Origin of the sequence: Desulfovermiculus halophilus DSM 18834, from assembly GCF_000620765.1 — a bacterium.
Lineage (GTDB): Bacteria > Desulfobacterota > Desulfovibrionia > Desulfovibrionales > Desulfothermaceae > Desulfovermiculus > Desulfovermiculus halophilus.
This window is the reverse complement of the sequence record NZ_JIAK01000017.1, coordinates 52,329-78,088: the sequence shown is the minus strand read 5'-3', so window position 1 is coordinate 78,088 and position 25,760 is coordinate 52,329. Positions and strand designations below refer to the sequence as shown.

General features: G+C 59.7%; 19 protein-coding genes. 7 read left to right on the top strand and 12 right to left on the bottom strand.

Annotated features, from left to right (window positions below; genetic code table 11):
* Positions 1-399 precede the first annotated feature (399 nt).
* Entirely contained in the window at positions 400-1,212 is an 813-nt protein-coding gene (locus tag N902_RS18745; protein ID WP_027370758.1) for a hypothetical protein, read from the bottom strand.
* Between the two features lie 37 nt (positions 1,213-1,249).
* Entirely contained in the window at positions 1,250-2,077 is an 828-nt protein-coding gene (gene thiM / locus N902_RS0109530) for a hydroxyethylthiazole kinase (RefSeq protein WP_034622411.1), read from the bottom strand.
* Positions 2,078-2,289: 212 nt separating this feature from the next.
* On the opposite strand from thiM, the gene tes reads away from it, so the two are divergent.
* Complete coding sequence (tes, locus tag N902_RS0109520; RefSeq protein ID WP_051564480.1) at positions 2,290-3,879, top strand: tetraether lipid synthase Tes; 1,590 nt, start codon at positions 2,290-2,292, stop codon at positions 3,877-3,879.
* 128 nt (positions 3,880-4,007) lie between these two features.
* On the opposite strand, the gene N902_RS0109515 is transcribed toward tes, so the two are convergent.
* Positions 4,008-4,769 carry an exodeoxyribonuclease III gene (locus N902_RS0109515; RefSeq protein ID WP_027370755.1) on the bottom strand — a complete coding sequence of 254 codons (762 nt, stop codon included), beginning with the start codon at positions 4,767-4,769 and terminating at the stop codon, positions 4,008-4,010.
* A gap of 386 nt (positions 4,770-5,155) precedes the next feature.
* Between N902_RS0109515 and N902_RS0109510 the strand changes: the two genes are divergently transcribed.
* Positions 5,156-5,866, top strand: coding sequence for a purine nucleoside phosphorylase YfiH/LACC1 family protein (locus N902_RS0109510; RefSeq protein ID WP_027370754.1), 711 nt, complete (start codon positions 5,156-5,158; stop codon positions 5,864-5,866).
* On the opposite strand, the gene N902_RS0109505 is transcribed toward N902_RS0109510, so the two are convergent.
* From N902_RS0109505 to N902_RS0109490, 3 genes are all read right to left on the bottom strand, one after another.
* Positions 5,856-8,897, bottom strand: a complete 3,042-nt coding sequence (locus tag N902_RS0109505) for an efflux RND transporter permease subunit (protein ID WP_027370753.1) — start codon at positions 8,895-8,897, stop codon at positions 5,856-5,858. The genes N902_RS0109510 and N902_RS0109505 overlap by 11 nt on opposite strands.
* A complete protein-coding gene (locus tag N902_RS17250) occupies positions 8,894-10,009 on the bottom strand; it encodes an efflux RND transporter periplasmic adaptor subunit (RefSeq protein ID WP_034622409.1) in 1,116 nt (371 codons plus the stop codon). The genes N902_RS0109505 and N902_RS17250 overlap by 4 nt, the downstream gene beginning before the upstream one ends.
* 119 nt (positions 10,010-10,128) lie before the next feature.
* Positions 10,129-13,542, bottom strand: a complete 3,414-nt coding sequence (locus N902_RS0109490; protein WP_027370752.1) for a TolC family protein — start codon at positions 13,540-13,542, stop codon at positions 10,129-10,131.
* Positions 13,543-13,640: 98 nt separating this feature from the next.
* Between N902_RS0109490 and thiE the strand changes: the two genes are divergently transcribed.
* The 5 genes from thiE (at position 13,641) to N902_RS0109465 (ending at position 18,778) form a co-directional block, all read left to right on the top strand.
* Positions 13,641-14,270 (top strand): thiamine phosphate synthase, encoded by a 630-nt coding sequence (thiE, locus tag N902_RS0109485; protein WP_027370751.1) that lies wholly within the window; start codon positions 13,641-13,643, stop codon positions 14,268-14,270.
* Positions 14,271-14,373: 103 nt separating this feature from the next.
* Positions 14,374-15,045, top strand: coding sequence for an adenylate kinase (locus N902_RS0109480; RefSeq protein WP_027370750.1), 672 nt, complete (start codon positions 14,374-14,376; stop codon positions 15,043-15,045).
* 285 nt (positions 15,046-15,330) lie between these two features.
* Positions 15,331-16,884 carry an SDR family oxidoreductase gene (locus tag N902_RS0109475; RefSeq protein ID WP_027370749.1) on the top strand — a complete coding sequence of 518 codons (1,554 nt, stop codon included), beginning with the start codon at positions 15,331-15,333 and terminating at the stop codon, positions 16,882-16,884.
* A complete protein-coding gene (locus N902_RS17240) occupies positions 16,885-18,090 on the top strand; it encodes a glycoside hydrolase family 3 protein (protein WP_153304184.1) in 1,206 nt (401 codons plus the stop codon). It abuts the gene before it with no gap.
* Between the two features lie 49 nt (positions 18,091-18,139).
* The gene (locus N902_RS0109465) at positions 18,140-18,778 is read left to right on the top strand and encodes an HAD family hydrolase (RefSeq protein ID WP_027370748.1); all 639 of its coding nucleotides are present in this window, start codon (positions 18,140-18,142) and stop codon (positions 18,776-18,778) included.
* A 144-nt stretch (positions 18,779-18,922) separates the two neighbouring features.
* Here the strand turns inward: N902_RS0109465 and rpsT are convergent, their stop codons facing one another.
* The 6 genes from rpsT to glyQ form a co-directional block, all read right to left on the bottom strand.
* Positions 18,923-19,195, bottom strand: a complete 273-nt coding sequence (gene rpsT / locus N902_RS0109460) for a 30S ribosomal protein S20 (RefSeq protein ID WP_027370747.1) — start codon at positions 19,193-19,195, stop codon at positions 18,923-18,925.
* Positions 19,196-19,345: 150 nt separating this feature from the next.
* The gene (glyS, locus tag N902_RS0109455) at positions 19,346-21,436 is read right to left on the bottom strand and encodes a glycine--tRNA ligase subunit beta (RefSeq protein ID WP_027370746.1); all 2,091 of its coding nucleotides are present in this window, start codon (positions 21,434-21,436) and stop codon (positions 19,346-19,348) included.
* An 89-nt stretch (positions 21,437-21,525) separates the two neighbouring features.
* On the bottom strand, positions 21,526-22,830 hold the full coding sequence (locus N902_RS0109450) for a TRAP transporter large permease (RefSeq protein WP_027370745.1): 1,305 nt from the start codon (positions 22,828-22,830) through the stop codon (positions 21,526-21,528).
* Positions 22,823-23,302 carry a TRAP transporter small permease gene (locus tag N902_RS0109445; RefSeq protein ID WP_244147399.1) on the bottom strand — a complete coding sequence of 160 codons (480 nt, stop codon included), beginning with the start codon at positions 23,300-23,302 and terminating at the stop codon, positions 22,823-22,825. Before N902_RS0109445 ends, N902_RS0109450 begins: the two co-directional genes overlap by 8 nt.
* 14 nt (positions 23,303-23,316) lie before the next feature.
* Positions 23,317-24,363 (bottom strand): TRAP transporter substrate-binding protein, encoded by a 1,047-nt coding sequence (locus N902_RS17235; protein ID WP_034622405.1) that lies wholly within the window; start codon positions 24,361-24,363, stop codon positions 23,317-23,319.
* A 490-nt stretch (positions 24,364-24,853) separates the two neighbouring features.
* Positions 24,854-25,726 (bottom strand): glycine--tRNA ligase subunit alpha, encoded by an 873-nt coding sequence (gene glyQ, locus N902_RS0109435; RefSeq protein ID WP_027370743.1) that lies wholly within the window; start codon positions 25,724-25,726, stop codon positions 24,854-24,856.
* Positions 25,727-25,760: the final 34 nt, after the last annotated feature.

Sequence of the window (25,760 nt, the reverse complement as noted above, 5' to 3'; positions counted from 1 at the left end):
CAAGATATTTCTGCCATTTAACCTTGACCTTGCCCTGAACCCGATGTGTCTCGCGGAGATACCAATAGGTTCGACCGCTGGATGTCTTCTTGTATAAATGCGGCATGCAGCGAGCTTATCACATAGGTTCTACATGTCAAGCATTTTTACTACAACACACCGTTTTTATTGAGCTCAGATGGCATTCAATCTTGTAATGGCATAGGTTCTACAATTTATATGTATGCAACGCATTGTAATTGTTGCTAATTTGACCGCAGAGGCAATCGATTCCTGAAACTCCTGTCTGAAAAAATAAGGTTTCAGGCCCAGGCTGCGAAAAAAGCCCTGACGGTCATCCGTCAGGGCTTTTTCTATGCAAAACGGGCCGGGCCGCGGCGATCCCCTGAGCATACGGTCTTACGAGTCTTCGTTTGCCCCCTCGTGCTTCTTGACCCTGTCCAGGACCGTCCGGACCTGCTCAGGATACCTGCGCAGCATGTGATGCGCAAAATCCACAACTATTTTCTTTGCTTTCTCAGGATCCGGGAAGTCTGGATAGGCTGCCAGACCGCTCTGCGCAAAATCCGGCTGAGGGATAGCCATTTCCTCATCCAATGAATAGTTAAGGGGAGTCCCGACCAGAGACTCCTTGGCCGAGCGTTCTATGTCCAGCTTCTTGGCAAACTGCAGAACTTCTGTGGGCGAGCTTTCCTGATTCGTCTTCCGGATCTTCTCGGCAAGCTGCTTGTAGAACGCGTACACCTGGTCGTAGTTGACTGTGATCCGCTGTCGCCGCGGATCCTCAGGGTCCTTGTAGCTGCGGCCGTGCATATACTCCTCTGCCTGGGAAGCAAAGAACGTATACGTCCGCAGCAGCAGCTTGGCATATCTGGACTTCGTCCGCAGGGCGAATGCAGGCTCCAGCAGGCGCAGATCTGGAGATACGCCTTCCGGCTCCGGGACCTGCTTCGGATCAATCTGCAGCTGGCGATAAAAATCCTCTACAGCCCGGCTATGTCCTTCGGCCAGCACAAAGTGCAGATTGGCCTGCCGAGTCTGCACCCGCAAGAGGATGCTTTTTAGCTCCTGGACCTTTCGGCTGTAAAGCTCAAGCTCCTGCTCGATGCTTTTGCGCTGCCCGAAAAAGGTATCCGCGGCCTCCTGCAGGGTTTCCTCTACCAAAGACTCGGCAAGATCCTCGTACGAGCTGATGTGTCTTTTCTGGGACATATGATCTGATCCTTCCGGATATTCCACGGTCCGGATTTCAGAATAAATCCGGACCGTTTATTCTGGCTTTGGCTGCCAGATCGTTGGCAGTAATGCTGTAGAGGGCATCCAGCAGCGCGTATTGAAAGCTTCCCGGAGCTAAAGCGGCCTCTCCGGCCCGTTCCCCAGCCAGTCCGAAAAAGGCCAGAGCCGCAGCCGCAGCCTTGAGCGTATCCCTTTCCATGGCCATAAACGCTGCGCACACAGCCGAGGCCGCGCAGCCGGTCCCGGTAATCCGGCCCATGAGGGGATGGCCGTTCTCTACCCAGACCCAGCGCCGACCATCGGTAATGTAATCTTGGGGACCGGTAATAGCCAGAACGGTCTGCAGCTCTGCAGCCAATATCCGGGCTGTCTCCTCCGCTTCCTGAACCGAGTGGGCGGCATCGACCCCCTTGCCACGGCCTAACGTGCTGCCCAGGGACAGAATCTCCGAGGCGTTGCCCCGGACCAAGCTGACCCAGCCACTCCCTGCAATCCGTTTGGCAGTTTGGGTCCTCAATGAGGTAGCTCCGGAGCCTACAGGATCCAGCACCACCGGCGTACCATGCCTTGCGGCCATGTTTGCGGCAATCAGCATGGACTCGATCCAGTCCCGGCTCAAGGTCCCGATGTTCAAAACCAAGGCCTCAGCCAAAGAGACCATCTCCTCCACCTCTTCCCGGGCATGGGCCATAACCGGCGAGGCCCCCAGAGCCAACAGGGCATTGGCCGTAAAGCTCATGGCCACATAGTTGGTGATGCTGTGCACCAGGGGCTGCCCCCCTCTGAGCCGGGCCAGGATATCACCTGCTGCATGACCTGCAACACCGGTGTCTTTTGCCATCGCATCTCCTCTCAAATACGTTTTTGCCCTTGATCCTGTTGGGCAGCTGCATTATAGTACATAAAGTAAGTTATAATCTTTTGAAAAACAAAATCAAACCAGGCTTGGATCATGCGACTGCCTGCCCCAACTCTTACACTTATTTGATTATAGGAAAAACAAGGTTTAACCCAAGGCGGGCAGGCAAAAATACATCGGACCAAGGAGGAGGTATGTTGTTTGAAAAAGACATTTCTCCTGTACGGACCAGAGACAGTACCTGGAAGCTGCCGGCTCAGACCAAAAGCATCTGCCCTGAATGCACACAGGTGCTGGATGCTGTTTTGTATGAAGATTCCGGACAGGTCTGGATGTTCAAGAACTGTCCGGAACATGGGCAGTGGAATGAACTGGTGGACCGAGACGTGCACTTCTTTCTACAGCGCAGAAAGAGGCACTTCGAGCTCCCCACCGGGGTGGAGACACCGCATACGCAGACCAACGGCAACTGCCCCTTTGACTGCGGCCTGTGCAGTCGGCACGTGAACACTCCGTGCATGGTCAATATCGATCTGACCAACCGCTGCAATCTGAACTGTCCTATCTGTTTTGCCAATGCCAACGCCAGCGGGCATGTCTTTGAACTGAGCCTAGAGCAATTGGAAGAAATGCTCAACAAGAGCATGGCCATTCGCCCTCGAGCCCCGCTCAGCATCCAGTACGCCGGCGGTGAACCCACTATTCATCCCGACTTCATCCAGGCCGTGCGCATGGCCAAGGCAAAGGGCGTGCTGGATATCCAGGTAGCCAGCAATGGACTCAAGTTTGCCCAAAGCAAGGAGTTCACGGCCCAGGCCGCCGAAGCCGGACTGAATGTCGTCTATATGCAGTTCGACGGCTTAAGCGACGACATCTACAAAGAGTGCCGGGGGCGGCCGCTGCTGGAAACCAAGATGCAGGCTATTGAGAATCTGCGTGAGGAAGGGATCATGGTCACCCTGGTGCCGACCATTGTTTCGGGTTTAAATGATCACCAGGTGGGCAAGATCCTGGAGTTTGCGGTCGAAAACAGTGATGTCATCACTGCCGTCAGCTTTCAGCCGGTTTCCCTGACCGGCAGGTATGACGAGTCCCAGCGCAAAGAGATGCGCTACACCATGTCCGATATGGCCAAGGACATTCAGGAACAGTCTGGAATCCTGGATATGTACGAGGACTGGTATCCGTACTCCATTGTCAATCCTATCAGCCGGCTGGTGGAGGCCATCAAGAAGACCCCACAGAACCATTTCAACTGTCATCCGCATTGCGGGGTGGCTTCCTATCTTCTGGTAGACCGAAATACCAAGCAGGCAGTACCGTTGACCAAATTCTTCGATATCCAGGCGGCAATGAATGATATCGAGCTTGAAGCCGAGGCCTTGGAAAAGAACTCCTGGCGCAAGCCTTGGTCTAAGTTCCAGCTCATGCGCAAGCTGAAAAAGCACTTCTATGCGGAAAAGGCCCCAGAGGGCCTGGACTTCGACCAGCTCCTGGAGTTTGTGAACACCTTCATCGAAGCCGGTAGTATTAACAGGCCGGAACGCGGCCATTTCTTCCACGTCATGGGCCAGCGTTTCGACGTTATGCTCCTGGCGGCTATGCACTTCCAGGATGCCTACAACTTTGAGCTGGACCGGGTCCAGCACTGCGTGATCCACTATGCGGCCCCGAACGGCCGCTTCTATCCCTTCTGCACCTGGAACAGCGGTCCTTGTCACCGCTATGCCGTGGAGCGGGAGTTCTCCAGGCCATTGCCCCAAAAAGAGAATACGGCTCAATAAAGAACCAGGCCAGTGGTCCTGGGACCACTGGCCTGGTTCTTTATCGGGAAGCTTTCACCGCCGCAGCGGCGAAGGAGTGAGCATCCGGCTTTTTCCGGCAGGCGCCCTCATCTCAGCACTGCCTTTGCTTAGGCAAGCTCCAACCCGATGGGGCAGTGATCCGAGCCCATGACCTCGGACTCGATCCATGCATTTTTGACCCTGTCCCGCAGCTCCTCGGAGACAAAGAAGTAGTCGATCCGCCACCCCGCGTTTCTCTTTCTGGCCCCGAAGCGGTAGGTCCACCACGTGTAGTGCCCGCCTTCGGAAACAAACATGCGGAAGGTATCGATATACCCTGCGGCCAGAAACTTGTCGATCCATTCCCGCTCAATGTGCAGAAACCCGGACACCTTTTCATTGGCCTTGGGGTTTTTCAGATCGATCTCGGTATGGGCCGTGTTCACATCCCCGCAGACCACAATGGGCTTGTTGTGACGCAGCTCTTGGGCGTGCTCCAGAAAGGCGTCGTAGAAATCCATCTTGTATTGCAGCCGCTCATCGCTCATCTTGCCGTTGGGGAAATAGACGTTGAACAGATAGAAATCCGCAAACTCCATCTGGATCAGGCGCCCCTCGCCCTGGAACCGTTCCTGAGGCAGCCCGTAGACCACGCTCTGCGGCTCTATCCTGGTCATGCACAGCACCCCGGAGTAGCCCTTCTTCACCTGGGCCGGGTTCCAGTACTGGGTATAGCCGTCAACTTCCTTGTGCTTTTCATGCACCTGCTCCGGCTCGGCCTTGATCTCCTGCAGGCAGACCACGTCCCCGTCGCACTGCCGGAACCAGTCCCAGAAGCCCTTGTCCACCACAGCCCGAAAGCCGTTCACGTTCCAGGAATACAGCTTCATGCACATCTCCCGCCGATATAGATTTGCAAAAGCAAGAGTCCTTACCAATACAACGACATTTTCCTGAACTCACAGTATCCTTGGTCGAAACCGGGGATTGGGTCCGTGGCTTTTCGATTTACGGCCGGCAACGCTTCCTGGCGAAGTGGAGGATAAGCGGTCGGACCTCACAAATTCAAGAGCCCCCAAACAGGTAGTCAGCCGCGGTCATAATGCAGTGAGGGCCGAGCGCCCGGAGCGAGCCTTGGATGCGTCGGCCAAAATCGTGGCCACGGACCAATCCCCGGCAAGGCCATATCAAAGTGTCGCTGTACAATTACTGTCTCACTCAGATGAGTGCTCTCTTTTCTCTTGACTGGCCTGTGCGCTCCTGTCAACCTGCTGGCATGAACCAAGATTTACATCAGCCAACCCATATCCCCTTTGCCTTCCCCGGCCTGGATCGCGTGCAGTGCCGGTTCACCACCCGCTTTGGAGCCCATCGAACCGAATCCGGAGACCGCAGGCCCCAGATCAAAAAAATGCTGGCCGCCCCCTCCTGGCTGGACATGGAGCAGGTCCACGGCACGGACATGGCCGTGATTTCCGATCCGGACAGGCAATACAAAGCGGCCAGGCCAAGGGCCGATGCCCTGGCTACAGACCTGCCGGGGCAGGCCCTGGTGGCCTCGGTGGCCGACTGCCAGCCCCTGCTTCTGGCCCACAGCCAGGGGCGGTTCGTGGCCGCCCTGCACGTGGGCTGGCGGGCCAGCCGGGCTGGTGCCCCCGGGCTGTGGGTGCAGGGTTTGTGCGAGAATTACGGGGTCTTGCCCCAAGATATCATGGCTGTGCGCGGACCCAGCCTGGGTCCGGGAAAAAGCGAGTTCGTCAACTTTGATGCAGAATGGGGACCGGACTTTGCGGACTACTTTCACCCGCAAGCCCGAACTGTGGACCTCTGGCGGATGAGCCGGGACCAGCTTATCCAGGCCGGCCTGCTTGTGGAAAACATCTTCAGCCTGGATCTGTGCACCTTCTCCCTGCGCCGGCTCTTTTTCTCCTACCGCCGGGATAAGACACTCGGCCGCCAGGCCGGGATCATCTGGCTCACTCCCTGATCCTAAACACCAGGACGTACAGCACCGGACACAAAAACAGGGTAAGCAGGGTGGAGAAGGCTAGGCCGAACATGAGCACATTGGCCATGGGCCGCCAAAGCTCACCTCCTTGCAGGGCCAGGGGCAGAAGACCGAGGATGGTGGTGCAGGCGGTCATGACAATGGGCCGCAGGCGCACCTTGGCCGCCTCCAGCACTGCCTGCAGCGCATTCTCTTCTGTTTCTTGCTCGACCTCGATCTGGTCAATCATCATGATCGCGTTGTTTACAATGATACCCACCAGACTGATCATGCCCAGCAGGGCCATGAATCCAAACGGTGAGCCGGTCAGGAGCATGCCGCCCACAACCCCGATCACAGCCGGAGGCAGGGTGAGCAGAATCACCCCCACCCGGCGCAGGGAATTGAACTGGACTATGAGGATAAAGGCGATCAGCCCCAAAGCCAGGGGCACGTTGACCAGGATGGACCGGTTGGCCTGGGCCGACTCCTCATGTTCCCCGCCATAGGCGATATCAAATCCCCAGGGCCAGTCCGTGGCCTCCTGCATCTCTCGCAGCCGGGGCCTGATCTGTTCATCCAGGATACTGCTGGGGAAATAGCCCGGGGCCACATCCGCCTTCACGGTCAAAGTCCGCCGGCAGTTGTGGTGACGGATGTTTCCCGGCTGCCAGTCCAGTCTGGGCGTGGCCACTTGGCCCAGGGACACGCTGTGCCTCTGGGCTGAGGAGTAGACCTGCACGCCGCTTATGCCCCCCGGATCCTTGCGCACACTCTCCTTTGAGCGCAGGATGATGGGGATGATGTCCTCTTCCTGCCGATACTCGCTGACTTCGATCCCGGAGAAATGACCATACAAAGACTGGGCGATGTCCTCGGAAGAGATCCCGGCCTTTTTGGCCCGGTATTGATCCACCTCCAGGACCAGCTTTTTGGTCCATTCTCCCCAATCGTCCCAGACCGAGGTCACACCTTCGAGATCGGCTATATGCGCCTCGATCCTGTCCCGCAGTGCGAACAGGGTCTCTTTGTCCTTCCCGGATATCCGGACCTGGATCGGAGCCCCCACCGGAGGGCCGCGCTCCAAAAGGCGAACAGAGGCCCGGCTGTCCGGAAACGCGGTCTGGATCTCTTTTTCTATCCGTCCCCGCAGATTCCAGGCCTGGTCCACGGTTTTGGTCTTGACCACACAAAAGGCATAGTTGGGCTTGAACTGCTCCGGCTCCATGGCCAGATACCAGCGGGGACCGCCGTAGCCGACAAATGAGCCGACGGACTCCACCTCCTTGTGCTCTAAAATCCACTCTTCCAGGCGGGCCATCCGGTCCCGGGTGGCCCGGATATCAGTCCCGTACGGCTGCCAGAAGTCAATGACCACGATCTCCCGCTCATTGGGGGGGAAAAACATGCTGGGCACAAAGGTGAATCCCCAGACAGCCAGGCCCATAAGGCAGACAACAGCCAGCAGAAACACCAGGGGGCGGGCAAGACACGCGGCCAGGCCAGAGGCATATGCGTTGCTCACCTTTGTATGCCTGCTCTGGGTGCGTCCTTGGGGCTTTGCGAGCATGAACGAGCTGATCAGGGGCACGAAGCTCATGGCCAGAAGCCAGGACATGAGCAGGGTGACCGTGACCACGATGAACAGGGAACTGGTGTACTCCCCGGTCATGGACTGGGCCAGGGGAATGGGCAGGAAGACGAATATGGTGGTCAGGGAGGCGGTGAGCAGGGGAAGCCAGAGCCTGTGCACAGCCTGGACCGCGGCCTTGGTTCGCTCCATGCCCTTGGACAGCTGAACCAGGATGTACTCGCTGACCACCACCGCGTTGTCCACCAGGATGCCCAGGGAGATGATCAAGGCCCCAATGGACACCACGTGCAGCTTGACCCCCAGAAGGCGCATCACAGCCACCGCCCCCAGCATGGCCATGGGAACCAGCAAGCCGGCCACCGCCCCGGTCCGCCATCCGACAAAGGCGAACATGACCAGGACCACAAAGACAAAGGCCTGCAGGAGATTGCGGGTAAAGTCCTGGATCGCCCCCTGGACATGCTCGGGCTGAAACATGAAGATCTCCAGGTCCGTGCCCACGGGAAGCATGGCCCGAAGTTCTGGCATTTTGTCCGTGATTTGCTGTCCGAGACGGACGATGTTTCCGTCCTCCACCATGCTCAGGGCCAGAAGGATGCTCTGCTGCCCCTGGTAGCGGACCATCTCCTGCGGCGGATCGGCATAACCGCGGGAGATATCGGCCACGTCCCCCAGCATGACCGTTTCCGGACGTCCCGGGATAGTAAGCATGGAGGTGCGCAGAGACTGCAGGCTGGTGAACTCCCCTGTGGATTCCAGGACCACCCGCTCCGGGCCGATCTGCAGGCTTCCGCTGGGCTGCAGGGTGTTTTGGCTCTGCAGTTGTGCGGCCAGCCGGCGGGGAGAAAGGCCCAGATTGGCCAGCCTGGAGTTGGAGAACTCTATAAATATACGTTCCTCCTGCGCACCGTGCAGAAGGACCTTGGCCACATCCGGAACTGCAAGCAGCTCGTCCCTGACCTCTTCGGCCAGGTCCTCCAGCTCCCGGTTGTCGTAGCCCTCTCCGGTCAGGCAGAGAAGAATGCCGAACACGTCTCCGAACTCGTCGTTGACCATCGGCCGCCGAGCTCCCTGGGGGAGAGCTGGAATCGTGTCCCGGACTTTGTTCCGCAGCCGCTGCCAGATGGGCTGCATATCGCTTAAGTGCTCGTAGACGTCCACATAGATGACCGAGAGCCCGGTCATGGACTGGGAGGTGATGGTCTCCACCTCCCCCATCTCCCTGATCCTGTCTTCAAGGGTATCCGTGACCAAGTTCTCCACCTTTTCCGGAGCAGCCCCCGGATAGGCGGTAATGACCACGGCCCGGCGGATGGTAAAGGTCGGGTCCTCCAGCCTGGGCATGCTCCAATAGGACCATACCCCGGCCGCAGCCAGGAGAAGAAAGAAGACCCAGGCCGTACGGGTATTCTTCAGGCACAGAGCAGCCAGATTCATGGCCTCCATCCCCCGCCGGCATCCATTACCCTGACCTCCATCCCTTCCCGCAGATGATGGACCCCGCGGAGGACAACGGTTTCGCCGCCGTCCAGGCCGGACAGCACCTCCAGACCATGCTTGGTCAGGGCCCCGATACCAACCTCCTGCTTGTGCACCGTCCCTTTCCCGCGGTCCACCACCCAGACATACCTGGACCCTCCGGCCTCTCCGGCCACGGCCTGAGCCGGAACCCTGATCCTCTGCCTCCGGCCTTCGGCCTGCAAAGCAACCTGGGCGGCCATCCCGGCCCGAATCCGTTCATCGTCTTCCTCCAGGACCAGGACCACGGGATAGGCGCTCAGGGCCCCGGCCTGGACCCCGAGCTCACTCACCCGGGCGGCGAAAACCTTGTCCGGCAGGGCATCGAGACGCACCTCGGCCCGATCTCCGGCTGCGATTTCAGAGATCACCCCCTCGGGCACACTGATGCTGACCTCGGCGGCATCCCCGGAGTTGACAATCACCACCGGCTGTCCGGCCTGCACAGTCTGGTGGATCTCCGCCGGAACCTCGGCCACCCTCCCGGCCAGGGGAGCGCGGAGCACGCAATCCGCAAGGTCCTGCTCGGCCTGCTCCAGGGCGTTGCGGGCCGCCTCCTCTCTGGCCTCCAATGCCGTGAGCCTCGCCCAGATCTGATCCAGCTCCCTGCGGCTGACATTTCTGGTCTCAAACAGGGATTTGACCCGCTCATAGCTGGACCTGGCCTCCTCCAGCCTGGCTTGGACCTCCTCCAGCCCGGCCCGGCGATCGGCAACCGCCCGCCGGTAGTCCCCGGCATCCAGGCGGGCCAGGACCTCTCCGCTCTGGACCCGATCTCCCCTCTGGACCCCAATCTCCCGTATCGTTCCCGGCTGCTCAAAGCTGAGCCCGGTCTGCACCCCGGCCTGGATCTGGCCGGAATAGGAGATCTTTTGTCCACCGTCCGGTTCAGCCACGGTCATGACCGCCACCGGTCGGGGCCGGGAAGCACGGGGGGAGGATTCGGATTCCGGCTGGCCGCTGCAGCCCGACATGGTGCATATCAAAACCACAAGGATGAGATGAGGGAATAGACGGACGGGAATGGTCATACAAACACCAATATGTTTGCGGTTTGAAGCAGGGGCCAAAGTTTCACAGGCTGCATCAAAGAACCGATTGCATACATTTTTGGCATCCGGGTCTTGGCATCATCCGCGGCCATGCCGCCTCAATCCTCAGCCTCGACTTCTCTGCGCAGTCCCTGCAGCCAGCGGCTCTTTTGCTCATCTGTCTTGGTACATTCCATCCAGGCCATGGCCCGCTGCAGATCCAGGAGGTCCCGGGCGTAGGCATACCGGGAGGCGGCAAACCGCTGCTCTTGCACATGCCATTCGTTCTGGGCGTCCAGCAGCTCCAGAATGGACACCTGACCTTGGGCGTACTTGTCCTGGATGATGTGCAGATGCTCCTCCGCCTGGCTGCTGGCTCTGCGGCTCAGGCGCATGCCGGGCAGGGAAGCGGACAGGGCATGCACTGCACTGCGCACCTGCTGCTCGATGAGCTGCCGTACACCCGCGTACCGGCTGTGCAACCCGCTCACTTCGGCCCGTGCTTCCCGGATCTCGTATACCCGCCGACCGCCTTCAAACAGGGGGAGGCTGAGCTCGACCGCCGCGGACCATTCCTGCCGGTCCCGGTTGTCGCTCATGGCCTCCAGCTCGGTAGCCAGTCCTTGATATATCGGCTGATAGCCAGCCGGCTGTCCGGGGGCGGAAAAATCCACCCCCGGACGGTCCTCGTCGAATATCTGTTCAAACTCCAGGGAAATGCCGACCTTGGGCACAAATAGAGAGCGCTTCCTGCTTCCCAGCCGTATCTGTGCCGACCGCAGGGCTTCTTCCAGTCCGGACAGCTCCGGAGCGTTCTGCCCGGCCACGCGCAGGGCAAAGTCCGCCGCCCGGTTCGTATCCGCGCCGGAGTCCAGGATACCGGACAGGCCGCGGTGAAGGACGGAGGAGTCGAGCCCGCGCTCCGCATCAGCAGTAAGCTCCCAGCGCCTTTCCTGATCCGTCCCCATGGCCCGGTTCAAAGCCACCCAGGCCCTCTCCAGGTCCGATTCGGCCTGCAGGACCCGCTCCTGCTGCCTGGTCTGTCGCGTCTTCCAGCGCAGGACCTCTTCCGGCCCTGCATATCCGGCCCTGCGCCGGACCTTGGCCCAGTGCAGGTTGTCCTGGATCAGCTGAAGATTCTGCCTCTCAATCCGGGTCATGGACCGGGCCTGAAGCACCGCCCAGTAGTGCTTCCCCGCCTCGTGCATCACGTCCAGCCTCTCGGAGGCGGCCTGCAGTTCCTTGTGTTTGGCCTTGTGCCCGCTGGACCGGTAGGTGCTGATCACCGAATCGTTGAAAACCATCTGGCGCAAGGCGATCCGGCCCGAGGTCCTGTTCTCCGGGACCAGGCCGAAGGAGGCCTCGGCCCGGTCCTTATCTATGCTCCTGGAACGCAGCGAACCCTCTATCCGGGGCCAGAAGCCTGCGGCTGCCTGCCCGGTCTTGGCCTTGGCCGCATCCGATTCCACCCGCATGGCCTGCAGGTCAGGATGGGCCCGGGCCGCCCGGTGCATGGCCTGCTCTAGACTCAGGACGGGATGTTCAGCCTCCCCGGATTGGCCCTCGCCGGATCCGGAGCGCAGGATCTCCGCCTCCAGGGAAAGATCCAACCCGATATGAAACCCCACCTGCCCGGCGGTTTGGGCGTTGATGCACAGCCGGTCCTCTGTCTCCAGCCTGCCCGCAACAGCCTGCGGGTGTCTTCCCCAGAGCATCTCCCGGGTGTTCAAGGCCGTCCGCCTGGCCATCTGGACTCTGATCTCCGGCCTGGCCCCAGCCAGGGCCCCCGCCTGTACGTCCAGGCGCCCGGCAGCGGAAAAGGACGGCACACCCCTCTGATGTAGATACTCAAACAGCCGTGTCCGCTCGGCCAGGGTCAGATCAAGGCCGGGAGCGAGATAGACCGGCGAATCAGCACTCTCCAGAGAGGGATTGGGACCGCTGATCGGATGGACGCTGATCTCCAGCCCCAGTTCGCGGCCCATGCGGACCAGATCCTGCTCCAGACCGGGCACGGACTGCACAAGCCCGTCCTCAACCAGCACCCTGACCTTGTCGGATCCAAAGATGCGCTGCATATGCTCAAGATCCCGGCCTACACGCCCATGCTCGGCAATCAGCACCAGATCCGTCCCAGCCTGCTCATCAGTCTGTGCGGCCTCGTGGGGCACATCCCACAGGCTGACCCCAAGCACTGGTACAGAATGCAGGTCCAGTCTGGACGCAGCCAGGACAGCCAAAGGCCCAAAGGCCCACAGCATGTCCAGACCTGGATCCCGGGCTGCTGAGAGCAGGCTTTGCCGGGTCCGCCCCAGGTCCCAGCCCGGTGGCCTGTCCGGTATCCGCTCAAAATGAACTGTCCATTCATCTCCCATCAGCTCCCGGAACTCCCGGCGGGCCTGGACCAGGACCTCTTTTAGCTCCGGACCAGCTCCGGCCTGGAGCCAGCCGATGGTTACCGACCGCACGGTTGGAACTCGGTTTTGCTGCCGGGTATCCGCCCCTGGGGCATCGATCTCCCGGCTACCAGTTCCCTTTTCCTTGTCCTGCCCTGAGATCTGCCGGGCTGGCCCCTTGGCTCCAGCCTCCTCCCCCGCACCGCCCTGATCCGCCAGATCGACCACGATCCGGTAGGCTCCAGAACGCGGCGGGTCGGTGTCCAGAATGACCCCCTGTCTCTTCTTGCTTCCGGCCTGGACATCAAGACGGATCCCGTCCTGCTCTATGCGCACCCTGCGAAGCCTCCCCCGCGGCTTGGCCTCGATTACCTCCCTGGGCACGTGCAGCAGGACCCGGCTCATATCAATGCGCACCGTCCCGTTTCTCACCCCGGAAATACCCTCCGGCTTCTGTCCCCTGGCCTCGACCACGACCCGGGTATATCCGCGGTGCTCACCCACCCTGAATCCGAAGAGCTCTGTCTGCTGCGGATCAGGATCCGGACTCCCGGATGCATGCGATGTTTCCGCGCGGGCGACAACCCTGCGCACCGGCATGCGCTTTCCCTGGGGCAGGGAGGAAATACTCCGGAGATCGTCGCCTGCCCGGGATGCGGACGGGACCTCGCCGTCTGGGGACTGGGAGCTGTCTTCCCGGCCGGCGTTTTTGGAATCCACAGGCCAAAAATCGAGGATGACCCGGTAATGATCCGGCCGGGCATCCTCCTTGAGAACAACATTTTCTACCCACAGCCCTTGCCCGCCGGTATGCACAGTCACCGCCTGTCCTGACCCGCGTTCTTCGTGCCCGATGCCGGTGAAACAGGAATCAGGCGGAAGACGGGATGGCTCCCAGGCATCGGGCAGGTCCAGGGCGGTGAAAACGACTGGGTAGGTCGAGTTTGTCAGCGGCCCAATGGCTGTGGGCCGGGCCCCGCGGCAGGACAGGACAGCCCGGCTCGCCCCCTGGTGCATCCCAAGCCGGACATCCAGGAGCTGGGTCTGGGATGCACCCAGTGCAGCCAGGGGCCAGGTTGCAATAACCAGGCAGATGGTGAACAGACGCAGGAAAAATCCGTTTTTGTATCCGGTCATCAGCAGGTCCTTGCTCTGGGTAAACTTACCATGTACTCTAGAGTCCGGTAGATACCCTGTCAACAACACTAACCACCTTCTCTACCTCCCTCTTTGCTATGCTAAACTTCGTAGACGCTTCCCTGTATCTGGTCATCAGCCGCAGCGACTGCCGGGGGCAAAACATCTTCCATGTCCTGGAGCAGGCGGTCCAGGGCGGAGTGACCCTGGTCCAGCTGCGGGAAAAAGAGATGCCCACCCGGGACCTGGTAGCCCTGGCCAAAGAGATGAAGGCCTTTCTGGCCCGGCACAGCATCCCCCTGATCATCAACGACCGGGTCGGCGTCGCCCTGGCTGTCGGCGCGGACGGCGTGCACGTGGGCCAGGATGACATGCACCCGCTGGACGTTCGCCCTCTGATCGGTCCGAACCGGGTCCTCGGCCTGTCCATTAACACCGAAGAGCAGCTGCGCGAAGCCCGGTCCCTGCCGGTGGACTATCTGGGCCTGGGCCCCATATTCCCCACCCAGACCAAAAAGGACTGCAAGCCGGCCTTGGGACTCAAAGGCCTGGCCGCAATGTGCAGAAAAAAACACCTCCCTGCTGTGGGCATCGGGGGGATCACGGCCCGCAACGCCGCGCAGGTCATGGCCGCCGGAGCCGAGGGTATCGCCGTGGTTTCAGCCATATGCGGGGCGAACTCCCCCATGGATGCTGCCGCAGAGCTCAAGCGCTTGACCGCGGAATAACAATCCAAAAACCGCAGATGCCGTCATTTCCAGGCAGCAGTTGACAGCGCCTGGATCCAGGGATATGACTTTGTGAAAAAATTCCCTTAAGGAGGTCATGCGCATGAACTGTCTGATTTTCGGCCCCAACGGCAGCGGCAAGGGCACCCAGGGCTCCCTGGTCAAAGACAAACTGAACATCGCCCACATCGAATCCGGAGCCATTTTCCGGGAACACATCAATCAAGGCACAGACCTGGGCAAAAAGGCCAAGGCCTACATCGACAAAGGCGAGCTGGTTCCAGACGACATCACTATCCCCATGGTCCTGGAGACCTTGAAGGACAAAGGGAAGAACGGATGGCTGCTGGACGGTTTCCCCCGGAATATCGTTCAGGCCAAAAAGCTGTGGGAGGCCCTGCAGGAAGCCGGCATGAGCCTGGACTACGTCATTGAGATCACCCTGGACCGCCAGGTGGCCAAGAACCGGATCATGGGCCGCAGACTGTGCGTCAACGACCCCAACCATCCCAACAACATCTATATCGACGCGATTAAGCCGGATGGAGACAAGTGCCGGGTGTGCGGAGGCGAGCTGAAGGCCCGCTCCGACGACCAGGACGAGGCGGCCATAGACAAACGCCACGACATTTACTATGATACCGAAAGCGGAACTCTGGCCGCAGCCTACTTTTTCAAAGATCTGGCCAATCAGGGCAAAACCAAGTACATCGAGCTCGATGGTGCCGGAGATATTCAAAGCATCAAGCAGAAGCTGGCTGATCAGCTGAGCTGAACATCGCCCCAAACACCTTGTTCAGATACTCACAATCCCGCTTCGGCGGGATTTTTTTTATTAACCCACATGCCTGCCAAGGCGCAGGCACAGCCAAGCATACAAACGATTTCGATAGCGATAGCGATTTCGATTTGGATTATCCCAACTATTAACCAATAACAGTTCTTCATACAAACCCACATGCCTGCCAATGCGCAGACACAACGAAGCATGAAAATAACACATCCTGTAAAAACAAGACCTTAGAGCATTATTTTCATACAAAAACCCTCCGAGATCTCCATGCCACACATTGATCCCGATGGCGGACCGATCCTTGTCCTTGGCGCCACCGGCTACGTGGGCGGCCGGCTCGTTCCCCGCCTCCTGAACCTGGGCTATACAGTCCGGGCCGGGGCCAGATCAGTGAACAAGCTCGCCTGCCGTCCTTACAGCCAGCACCCGCGCATGCAGCTTGCTGCTGTGGATGTTCTGGACCAGTCCTCCCTGGAGCAGGCCCTGTCCGGCTGCCAGGCCGCCTACTATCTGGTGCATTCCATGCAGGCAAAGGGCGGGAGGTTTCAGGACCTGGACCGTACGGCGGCCTCCAACATGACCCGGGCCGCGGAAAAGACCGGTCTGAAGCGGATCATATACCTTGGCGGACTGGGCGAAGACACAGACGATCTAAGCGAGCATCTGCGCTCCCGCCATGAAGTCGGCCGCATCCTGCACCAGGGCCCGGTGCCAGTCACCTTCCTCCGGGCGGCCATCCTCCTGGGCGCAGGAAGCGCTTCCTTCGAGCTGGTCCGCTACCTGGTGGACCGTCTGCCGGTGATGACCACTCCCCGCTGGGTGTTTACCCAGTCCCAGCCCATAGCCGTCAGCAATGTCCTCACCTATCTCACCGGATGTCTTCAAGTGCAGGCCACCACCGGCGAAACCTTTGATATCGGCGGCCCGGATATCGTCAGCTACCGGGAACTGTTCGACATATACGCCCAGGAAGCCGGGCTGCACAAGCGGATCATCATTCCCGTCCCTTTGCTCACCCCCAAGCTCAGCGCGGCCTGGATCCACCTGGTTACCCCTGTCCCGGCCGGGATAGCCAAGCCTCTGATCGATGGGCTGCGCAACAGGGTCGTCTGCCGGGAAAACCGGATCCAGGAGCTCATTCCCCAGAACCTGCTTTCCTGCCGCCAGGCCATCCGCCAGGCCCTGCAGAAGATCAAGCAGCAGGAAGTGGACACCTGCTGGTCGGACGCCGGAGAGCTCACCCCCCCGGAGTGGGTGACCTGCGGGGATGCCTCCTATGCCGGGGGGACTGTTCTGGAGTGCAACTACACATCAACCCTGGCCACGACTCCGCAAGCCCTGTGGCCGTCCATCATCAGCCTGGGCGGAGAGAAGGGCTGGGGCTACGCAAATATCCTGTGGACCCTGCGCGGGCTCATGGACCGGATGATCGGCGGCATCGGCCTGGCCAGGGGGCGGCGGACGTCCACAGACCTGCGGGTCGGAGACGCTCTGGATTTCTGGCGGGTCCTGTCCCTGGAAGAAAACAAGCGTCTGCAGCTCATGGCCGAGATGAAACTGCCCGGGGAGGCCATCATGGAACTGGAGATAGTGGACCTCGGCCAGGACCGGTGTGAGCTCCGGCTGATTACCCGCTTTCTGCCCCGGGGGCTGTTGGGCCTTGCCTACTGGTACGGAGTCTACCCCCTGCACGGCCTGGTCTTTAAGGGCATGCTCCGGTCTCTGGCCAAAGCCACCAAGGCCACGATCATCCGCGGACCACAACCTTTTGACCGCAGCCGGGAGGTGTGCACCCTGCCGGACAAGCCACCCCAAACATAAATGAACAAAACATTCACCTGCCTCCTGCTCCTGGGGCTTCTCATACTGCCATGTTCGGCAAGCTCCCAGGACAACGAGAACCTGGAGGCCATGATCGGAGAGATGCTCCTGGTCGGCTTCCGGGGCCTGGAAGTGGACAAGACAAGTCCGATCATTGATGACATTGCCCAGGGCCGGGTCGGCGGGGTGATCCTTTTCGACTACGATGTGGCCCGGAGCAGCTTCCAGCGAAATATCGCCTCTCCCGGGCAGCTCAAGGCCCTGACCGCCGATCTTCAGGCCGCGAGCAAGGACACCCTGCTTATCGCCGTGGACCAGGAAGGAGGCAAGGTATCCCGGCTGAAGGAAAAATACGGCTTTCCGCCCAGGCCTTCCCAGGCCCGGCTTGGAAAACACAACCACCCCGAGCTGACCCGCAGGCATGCGGAGCAGACAGCAGCCGTCCTGGCCGAGATGGGGATCAACCTGAACCTGGCTCCGGTGGTGGACGTAAACGTCACCCCGGACAACCCGGTCATCGGCGGCCTGGGGCGCAGCTTTTCTGCTGATCCGGACATTGTGGTCCGCCACGCAGCTGAAGTGATCGCCGCCCACAGGGAGCACAATGTACTCACCGCGCTGAAGCATTTTCCCGGCCACGGCAGCTCAACCCGGGATTCCCATCACGGGTTCACCGATGTCACCGATACCTGGACAGAAAGAGAGCTCCAGCCCTATACCCGGCTGTTCCAGTCCCCGGACGCGGATATGGTCATGACCGCCCATGTGTTCAACGCCCGCCTGGATCCGAACTGGCCGGCCACCCTGTCCGCCGAGACCCTGGACCGCCTGTTGCGCCGGGAGATGGGCTTTGAGGGGGTCATCATCTCAGATGACATGCAGATGGGGGCCATCCGGGACAGCTACAGCTTAAAGACCGCCCTGGAACGGACCATCCTGGCCGGAACAGACCTGATCATCTTCGGCAACAACCTGGTTTATGAGCCGGATATTGCCCAGCGGTGCATACAGATTATCAGCGGCCTGGTCCGTGAAAACCGCATCCCAGCCTCCCGCATCCAGCAGTCCTATGAGCGGATCCGGCAGCTGAAAACCTCCCTGCAGAACGGCCTGCTCACACCTAATCGCTCAGCCCTCCTTCCCAAAGTTCAGGGGGCCTTGTCCAGCGAGGCGGTAACCAGCCATTTTGCTCACAGTTGGCGATGAGCCCCGTATTGGGGCTGATACGCTCACACAACCGCACAGGAACTGACCCATGTCCCAGACAGCTTCTGCACCCTGCCCGTATGACTGGTTTTTCTTTGATTTCGGCGGGGTGATCGCAGAGGAAGGATTCGTCAACGGCCTGCGCTCACTGGCCCGGGCCGAAGGCATTGACCCCGATTTCATGCTCCAGACTGGGATCGAGACGGTCTTTGGCACTGGATTCGTTGTGGGCCGAACGGATGAAGCGGCTTTCTGGCGGGAACTGCGGGAAAAAACCGGCCTCCGGGCCGGTAACGACCACTGCCGGGAGACCATTCTAAACGGGTTTGTCCTTCGACCCTGGATGCTGGAGATAGTCCGGCGGCTGCGCAGGTCCGGGCGCAAATGCGCCATTCTCAGCGATCAGGTCGGCTGGCTGGACATCCTGGAAGAACGGCACGGGTTTTTCCAGCACTTCGACCGGGTCGTGAACAGCTTCTATCAGGGGAAGAGCAAGCGCGATTCCAGTCTGTTCACCGATGTTCTGGAGGCGGTCGGAGCTCAAGCAGAGCACGCATTGTTTGTGGATGACAGTGAGGGCAATATCCAACGAGCATCCGAGCAGGGGCTGGCCACGATTTTATACCGATCCAAGAATGATTTTCTGCACCGTCTGCAGAGGTTGTGTCCGATCCCAGAAGATCCGTGACCGGCGAACGCAAGGAAGGATCTTCAACAAATCCACAGGCTACGGCGAAGAAGCGCAAAGAAAAAGCCCGCAGTCAGTGCGGGCTTATACATCTGTATGTCTGCGGCTGTCCCCGGCCCTCATAAACCGCTGGGCAGCATGCAGCTACTGCATCTGGGCCATCTTGTTCACAGCCTTGTTCAGGCGGGACACCCTGCGATGGGCGTTGTTCTTGTGAATGACTCCCTTGCCTGCCGCCTTGTCCAGAACTGAGTTCGCCCGCTGCAGCGCCTCCCTGGCCTGATCCAGGTCATTGGCCTGTACAGCGCTGCGCACGGCCTTGACTGCATTCTTCACATGGCTCTTGACCACCCGGTTTCTGGACCGGGCCTTCAGACTCTGGCGGTGCCGTTTCAGGGCCTGCTTAGTATTTGCCAACCTGCATTACCTCCTGCACTTGGAATCTGTCTATACATGGATTGCATTGTTGCGGACGAAAGAGTTATCTGTACGCAACAAGCGCTGTCTTTGTCAAGTCTTTGGATGCTTGTACCCTCTGACTCCCCTGCCCCCGGACATGGCTGCATCCTAGATCTGCAATGCGCTGAAATCGGCCAGCACGGACAGGCGGTCCACCAGGCTCTGCAGCATGTTCAGCCTGTTCTGGCGCAGGCTGTGATCATCGGCCATGACCATGACGTGATCAAAAAAGTCGTCCACCACCGGCCGCAACTCCCGTAACAGGGCGAACAGCTGGTCAAAGTCTTCCTCGGCCCACAGCTGTTCCCACCGGGGCTGCATGTCGGTCAAGGCCCGGGCCAAGGCCTTCTCCTGGGGCTCGGCCAGCAGGTCCTCCCGGTATCCGGCCCGCAAATCCACTCCGGCCTGGTCGCCCTGCTTGCGGATGATATTGTCCGCCCGTTTAAAGGTCAGCACAGCCTGATCGAAATCGCTTTCCCGGCTGAATCGTTCCAGGGCCTGAAGGCGCTGCTCAAAGGCCCACAGATCGTCGAAGCCCACATTCAAGGCCGCATCCACAACCCGGGTCCCAATCCCCTGCCCAGTGCACAGGGCCCGGATGCGATGGGCGAAAAACTCCCGCAGAGCGCTCAGAGCGGCTTCTTTGTCCAGCTTCCAGGCCACCCCCTGATAGGCGTCAAACGCCCTGTCCAGGAGACTGTCCAGGGAAAAGCGGAGCCTGTGCTCCCAGGCCGTGCGCACAATACCCAGGGCCTGGCGCCGCAATGCATAGGGGTCCTGGGTCCCGGTGGGGATCATATTCAGCCCGAAGCACCCGGCCAATGCATCCGCCTTGTCCACAATGCTCAAGTACGCGCCCACCAGGCTCGCAGGGACCTCGCTCTCCGGACCGGTGGGCAGATAATGCTCGGCTATGGCCTGGGCCACAGGATCCGGGTCCCCTTTCTGCCGGGCATAGATCCCGCCCATGATCCCCTGCAGGTTGTCAAACTCGCCGACCATTTCAGACACCAGATCCACCTTGGCCAAGGCCGCCGCTCGCACGGTGTGGGCATGGACATCCCGGCTCTCCCCTTCGGTCAGATACGCCGAGACCTGCTGCAAACGCCGGACTCTGTCCCCCATGCTCCCCAGGGGCCCGAGGAATACCACCTTGTCCAGCTCTGCCAGCCATTGCTCCAGTGTTGCCTTGCTGTCCACCTTCCAGAAGAAAGCGGCATCCTCCAACCTGGCCTTGAGCACCCGCTCCCAGCCTTTGCGCACCAGTTCCAGATCCTTCGGCTTGAGGTTCAGGGTGCACAAAAAAAAGGGCAGCAGGTTCCCCTGGGCATCCTGGAGGCCAAAGCTCTTCTGATGGCTCTCCATGCTGGTCAGCAGGACCTCTTTGGGCAGCTCCAGATATTGGCTGTCAAAACGGCCCAGGATGGGCATGGGCAGCTCTACCAGAGAGGCCACCTCAGCCAGCAAGGAGTCATTCCAGACCACACTGCCTCCTTCGTCCCGGGCCAGGGCGTCGCCCGTCTCCTGAATCATCTGCCTGCGCTCGTGGCGGTTGAGGATCAGGCTCCCCTGGTTCCGGATCAGATCGAAATACTCCTCCGCCCGGGGCACCTCCAAGGGCCCCGGACCATGCACCCGGTGCCCCCAGGTCTGCCGTCCGGCGTTCAGGGAAGCGATATGAACCGGGATCACTGTGTCGTCCAGCAGGGCCAGAAGCCAGCGGATGGGCCGGGCAAACAAAAAGCCGCTGGACTCCCAGCGCATCCGTTTGGGCATGGGCAGCTTGCCCACGATCTGGGCGCAGATCCCGGGCAGGATGGCCTCGGTCTTCTGGCCTCCGACCTGCTTCTGCACCGCAAGATACTCCCCCTTGGGGGTGTCCTGGATAAAGATGTCGGATTCGTTCACCCCCTGGTTGCGGGCGAATCCCTGTCCGGCCTTGGTCAGTTCACCGCTTTCGGAATAGGCTATGGCTTTTGGGGGACCGGTGATCAGCTCCGACCTGCTCTCCTGAATGGCGGCCATCTCCGCCACCCAGAGAACAAGTCGCCTGGGGGTTGAAAAGACCTGAACATCGGCATGGTCAATATGCTCCCGGGTCAAATGTTCCCGGGCCAGATCTTCCAGCCCCGCCTCCAGATCCGGCAGAAACCGAGCCGGCATTTCCTCCAAACCGATCTCAAAAACAAAAGCTGACATGTGGACAATCCTTTTCCAATCCTGATTTGCATTGGTGTGCACGCGGAAAAATCACTCCCCGACCTGCATCTCTGCACCGCCGCTCGGCCTCACCGGACCATGTGCGGCAGAAAGGTGACCACCTGGGGAAAGGCGATCAGTACCGCAGTCCCTGCAATCAGGGCCAGCAGGAACGGGAGGATGCCGATAAAGATATCCTGCAGGGATATGTACGGAGCAATGCCTTTGACAATATAGGCGTTCACTCCCACCGGGGGAGTGATGATGCCCATTTGGGTAATCAGCACGATCAGCACCCCGAACCAGATCGGATCGTAGCCCAGGTTGAGCACGATGGGAAAAAAGATCGGAATGGTCAGGGTGATCAGGGCCAGGGCATCGATAAAGCATCCGGCCAGGAGATAGATGGCGCAGATGGCGGCCATAATGGCCCAGGGCGGCCAGGCCAGCTCGGCGACCAGATTGGCCAGCTCCATGGACACCCGGGACAGAGCAAGAAAATGACCGAAAATGGTCGCTCCGGTGACCAGAATAATGACCATGCAGGAGACATTCAGGGTGTCGTTGACCGCCTTGGCGAAGTTCGACCGGCTCATCTTGCCCTGGACGGCCACAATGGCCAGAAGCAGGCATGAGCCCACCGCCCCGGCCTTGGTCGGGGTGAAGAAGCCGAAAAACATCCCCCCCATGACCAGCACAAAGACCAGGACCGTTTCCCATATCTCGCCCAGGGATCTGAGCATCTCCGACCACGGAAAGCATTCCCCCCGGCCCGCCTGTCCCGGATCCAGGGCACAGAAAACCCAGATGGCCAGCATGAACAGGACGGCTATGAACAGGGCCGGAACGATCCCGGCCAGAAAGAGCTTGCCGATGGAGATCTGAGTCAGGATCCCGTAAATAATCAGGATCACGCTCGGCGGCATCAGTGCGCCCAGGCCCGCCCCGGCGGCCACTGAACCGGCGGACAGCCGGTGGGCGTACTTGTAGCGCTGCATCTCAGGCAGGGCGATGGCCCCGATGGTTGCAGCCGTGGCTGTGGTCGACCCGCATACCGCACCAAAGGCGGTACAGGCACCGATGGTGGCCATGGCCAGACCGCCGCGGATCCCGCAGGTCCACTTATAGGCCATGTCGTAGAGCCGCTTGCTCACCCCGGCATAGTAGGCCACATAACCCATGAACACGAACAGGGGGACCAGGGCCAGTTCATATGAGGAGAAGACGCTGAAGATATCCCTGGACAGCAGGGTCAGGGCGGATTGGAGGCTGGTCAGATAGGCATAGCCCACGAACCCGACCACAGCCAGGGCATAGCCCACGGCCATCCGGGTGAAGAACAGGGCCACCAGGACAAGAACCCCGATACATCCAGTGAGCACAAAGCTATCCATGCCCGCCTCTTTGTCCGGCCCCCAAGACATCCCGGAGCATGGTCAGGCTCAGGACAAGGCAGGAGAGAGCCATGGCCTCCAGGATAAAATCCAAAGGCAGCCTCAGAGTGGTGGACACCTCCCCGGTCTGCCGCAGCTCCCGGGCATAGAGCACGCACTGCCAGGATACAAGACCGAAGAAGACAGCCGTGACCGCATTCACCGCCATATCATTTATCCGCCGCAGCCGGGGCGGCATCTTGGACCGGAGCAGATCAATGCCCACATGGGCCTTGTGCACATGGGCGGAGGGCAGGGCGAAGGCCAGCAGCAAGGCGGCCATGAGGCCCACCAGCTCTATGGTCCCCAATATGGGCCGCCCGAAGGCATTGCCCACCACATCCAGGCAGGTCAGGCCCATCATGGCCACCAGCAGCACGCCGGCAGCACGCCGCAGCCAGCGGACCAGAAAGTCAAGGGCCGGTCCAAACATGGCTCTCAACCCCATCACTCCATGTATTGGCTGTCAAAATCACCCTGCCTGTACTTTTCCAGACATTGACGCAAAAAGGACAGTGCCTCTTCTCCAGGCACCCCCTTGTCCTCGGTCATCTGGATGTAGGAGTCAAAGACCGGCTGAACGGCCTTGGCCCAGCGGTCGGCCTCCTTTGGTCCCTGGCCCAGGATGGAGTTGCCTGCCCGCAGGGTAAAGCGCACGCCCTCCATATCGCTTCGGTCCCAGGCCTTGCCGTGCTTGACCGCCCATTCGGCATTGATCTCCTCTATGGTCTCCTGAATCTCAGCGGGCAACGCGTTCCATTTTTGGGAGTTCATGACCACAAAAAAACCCACCGAATAGGCTGTGGAGTAATTGGCGGTGGTAAAATCCACGGCTTCCCCCATCTTCCAGCCTTGATGAGTCTCCAGGGGATAGACCGCTCCGTCGACCACACCCTTTTGCAGGGCCTGATACACTTCCGGCATGGGCATGGTCACCGGCACCGCTCCCAAGGCCTTCACCGTCTCGGCAACAGACCCAGGACAGCGCAGCTTGAGTCCTTTGAGATCCCCCAAGGAACTGACCTTCGTGTTCACCGTATGCATCAGTCCGGGCCCGTGGGCATGCAGATACAGGACCTTGACGTCGCTTAATTCATTCGGCTGGAATTTGTCATACAGTTCATTAAAGGCTGCGGTGGCGAACTCTCCGCTGGGATTGCCGAATGGAAGATTGATCACATCCATGAGCGGAAATCGCCCCCGGGTGTACAGCAGACAGGACATCCCGATGTCCGAGCGCCCGGTGACCACCCCGTCGTAGGTCTGATCGGCCTTGGTCAGGGTCTGGCCTGGGTAGAAATAGATGGAAACCTTTCCCCCGGTTCGCTCCTTGACTTCCTCGCACCACGCTTTAGCCAGCTTGCTCTGGACATGGCTGGGAGGAAAAAAGCTGCTGTAGGTCAAGGAATGGGATCCAGCCCAGACCGTGCCCGGTATACAGAGCCCCACGATCCATGCCCCAAGCAGCATCGCGCATACGGCTGTTTTCTTCATAGCCCCTCCATATGTATTACCCGGTTGGACGGCGTGTAATTGCTGCACATTCCTGCTCTGAAACCAAGGAGCTTCGGCCTTGGGCTGGTCAATCCTTCAAATGAAACTGACCGGGGATGCGTGCCCGGCTGGAACACGCGTCCCGCTTCCGACCCGGTTCTTCGACGTAGCTTGTGGATTTTTGGAGTTTGCCATCTCTTCTGTGTGCCCACTTTCGGCCTGATATTTTCTAAGCCCCGCCAAAGGGGGATCCCTGCCCCCTCCCGGCTACTCACGTGCAGGTCACTGCTTTCTGTGTCGAAGAGCCTTTTCTTTCTTCGGTTTCGTAATCGATATCGGGATCGATATCCATAAACTGAGGGTTCCTGCTGCACGGAATGACATATTCTTTCGATTTCGATAGCGATCCCGATTTCGATTTGGATTATCCCAACTATTAGCTCATAACAGTTTTTCATACGAAAGCTTATCATACACGTGAGTGCCGGGTTTACCGCTTTGCGAGCATCGGATATCCCAGCTCCTCTCTCTGGGCCGCATACAGCTTTGCCACCGACGAAGCCAGATGCCTGACCCGGGCTATATATCCGGTCCGTTCGGTAATGGAGATCGCCCCCCGGGCATCCAGGAGATTAAAAAGGTGGGAGCACTTCAGGCAGTAATCATAGGCCGGCCAGGGCAGCTTCTTTGCGCACAGCTGCAGACACTCGGACTCGCTGGCGGCGAAAAAGTCGAAGAGCATCTGGGGGGTGCTTTCCTCAAAATTATACTTGGAGTGCTCAAACTCGCCCTGATGATGGATGTCTCCGTAGGTGCAGTGATCGTTCCAGGACAGATCATACACCGATTCCCGGCCCTGCAGATACATGCAGATCCGCTCCAGGCCATAGGTCAGCTCCAGGCTGATCGGCTCCAGATCGATGCCTCCGACCTGCTGAAAATACGTGAACTGGGTAATCTCCATGCCGTCCAGCCACACTTCCCAGCCCAATCCCCAGGCCCCGAGGGTCGGAGACTCCCAGTCGTCTTCCACAAACCGGATATCGTGCTCCGAGGGATCGATCCCCAGGGCGTACAGGCTCTGGAGAAAGATGTCCTGGGCATCGTCCGGGGCCGGCTTGAGGATGACCTGGTACTGATAATAGTGCTGCAGACGATTGGGATTCTCCCCGTACCGGCCGTCCGTGGGCCGCCTGGACGGCTGCACATACCCGGTGTTCCAGGGTTCCGGACCAATAACCCGCAAAGCGGTCGCCGGATGGAAAGTGCCCGCCCCGACCTCCACATCATAGGGCTGGTGCAGCATACATCCCTGCCCGGCCCAAAAACTCTGCAGGGTCAAAATAACATCTTGAAAATGCATAGCTCCGCTCCGATCTGATAAGACTTTCAACTTT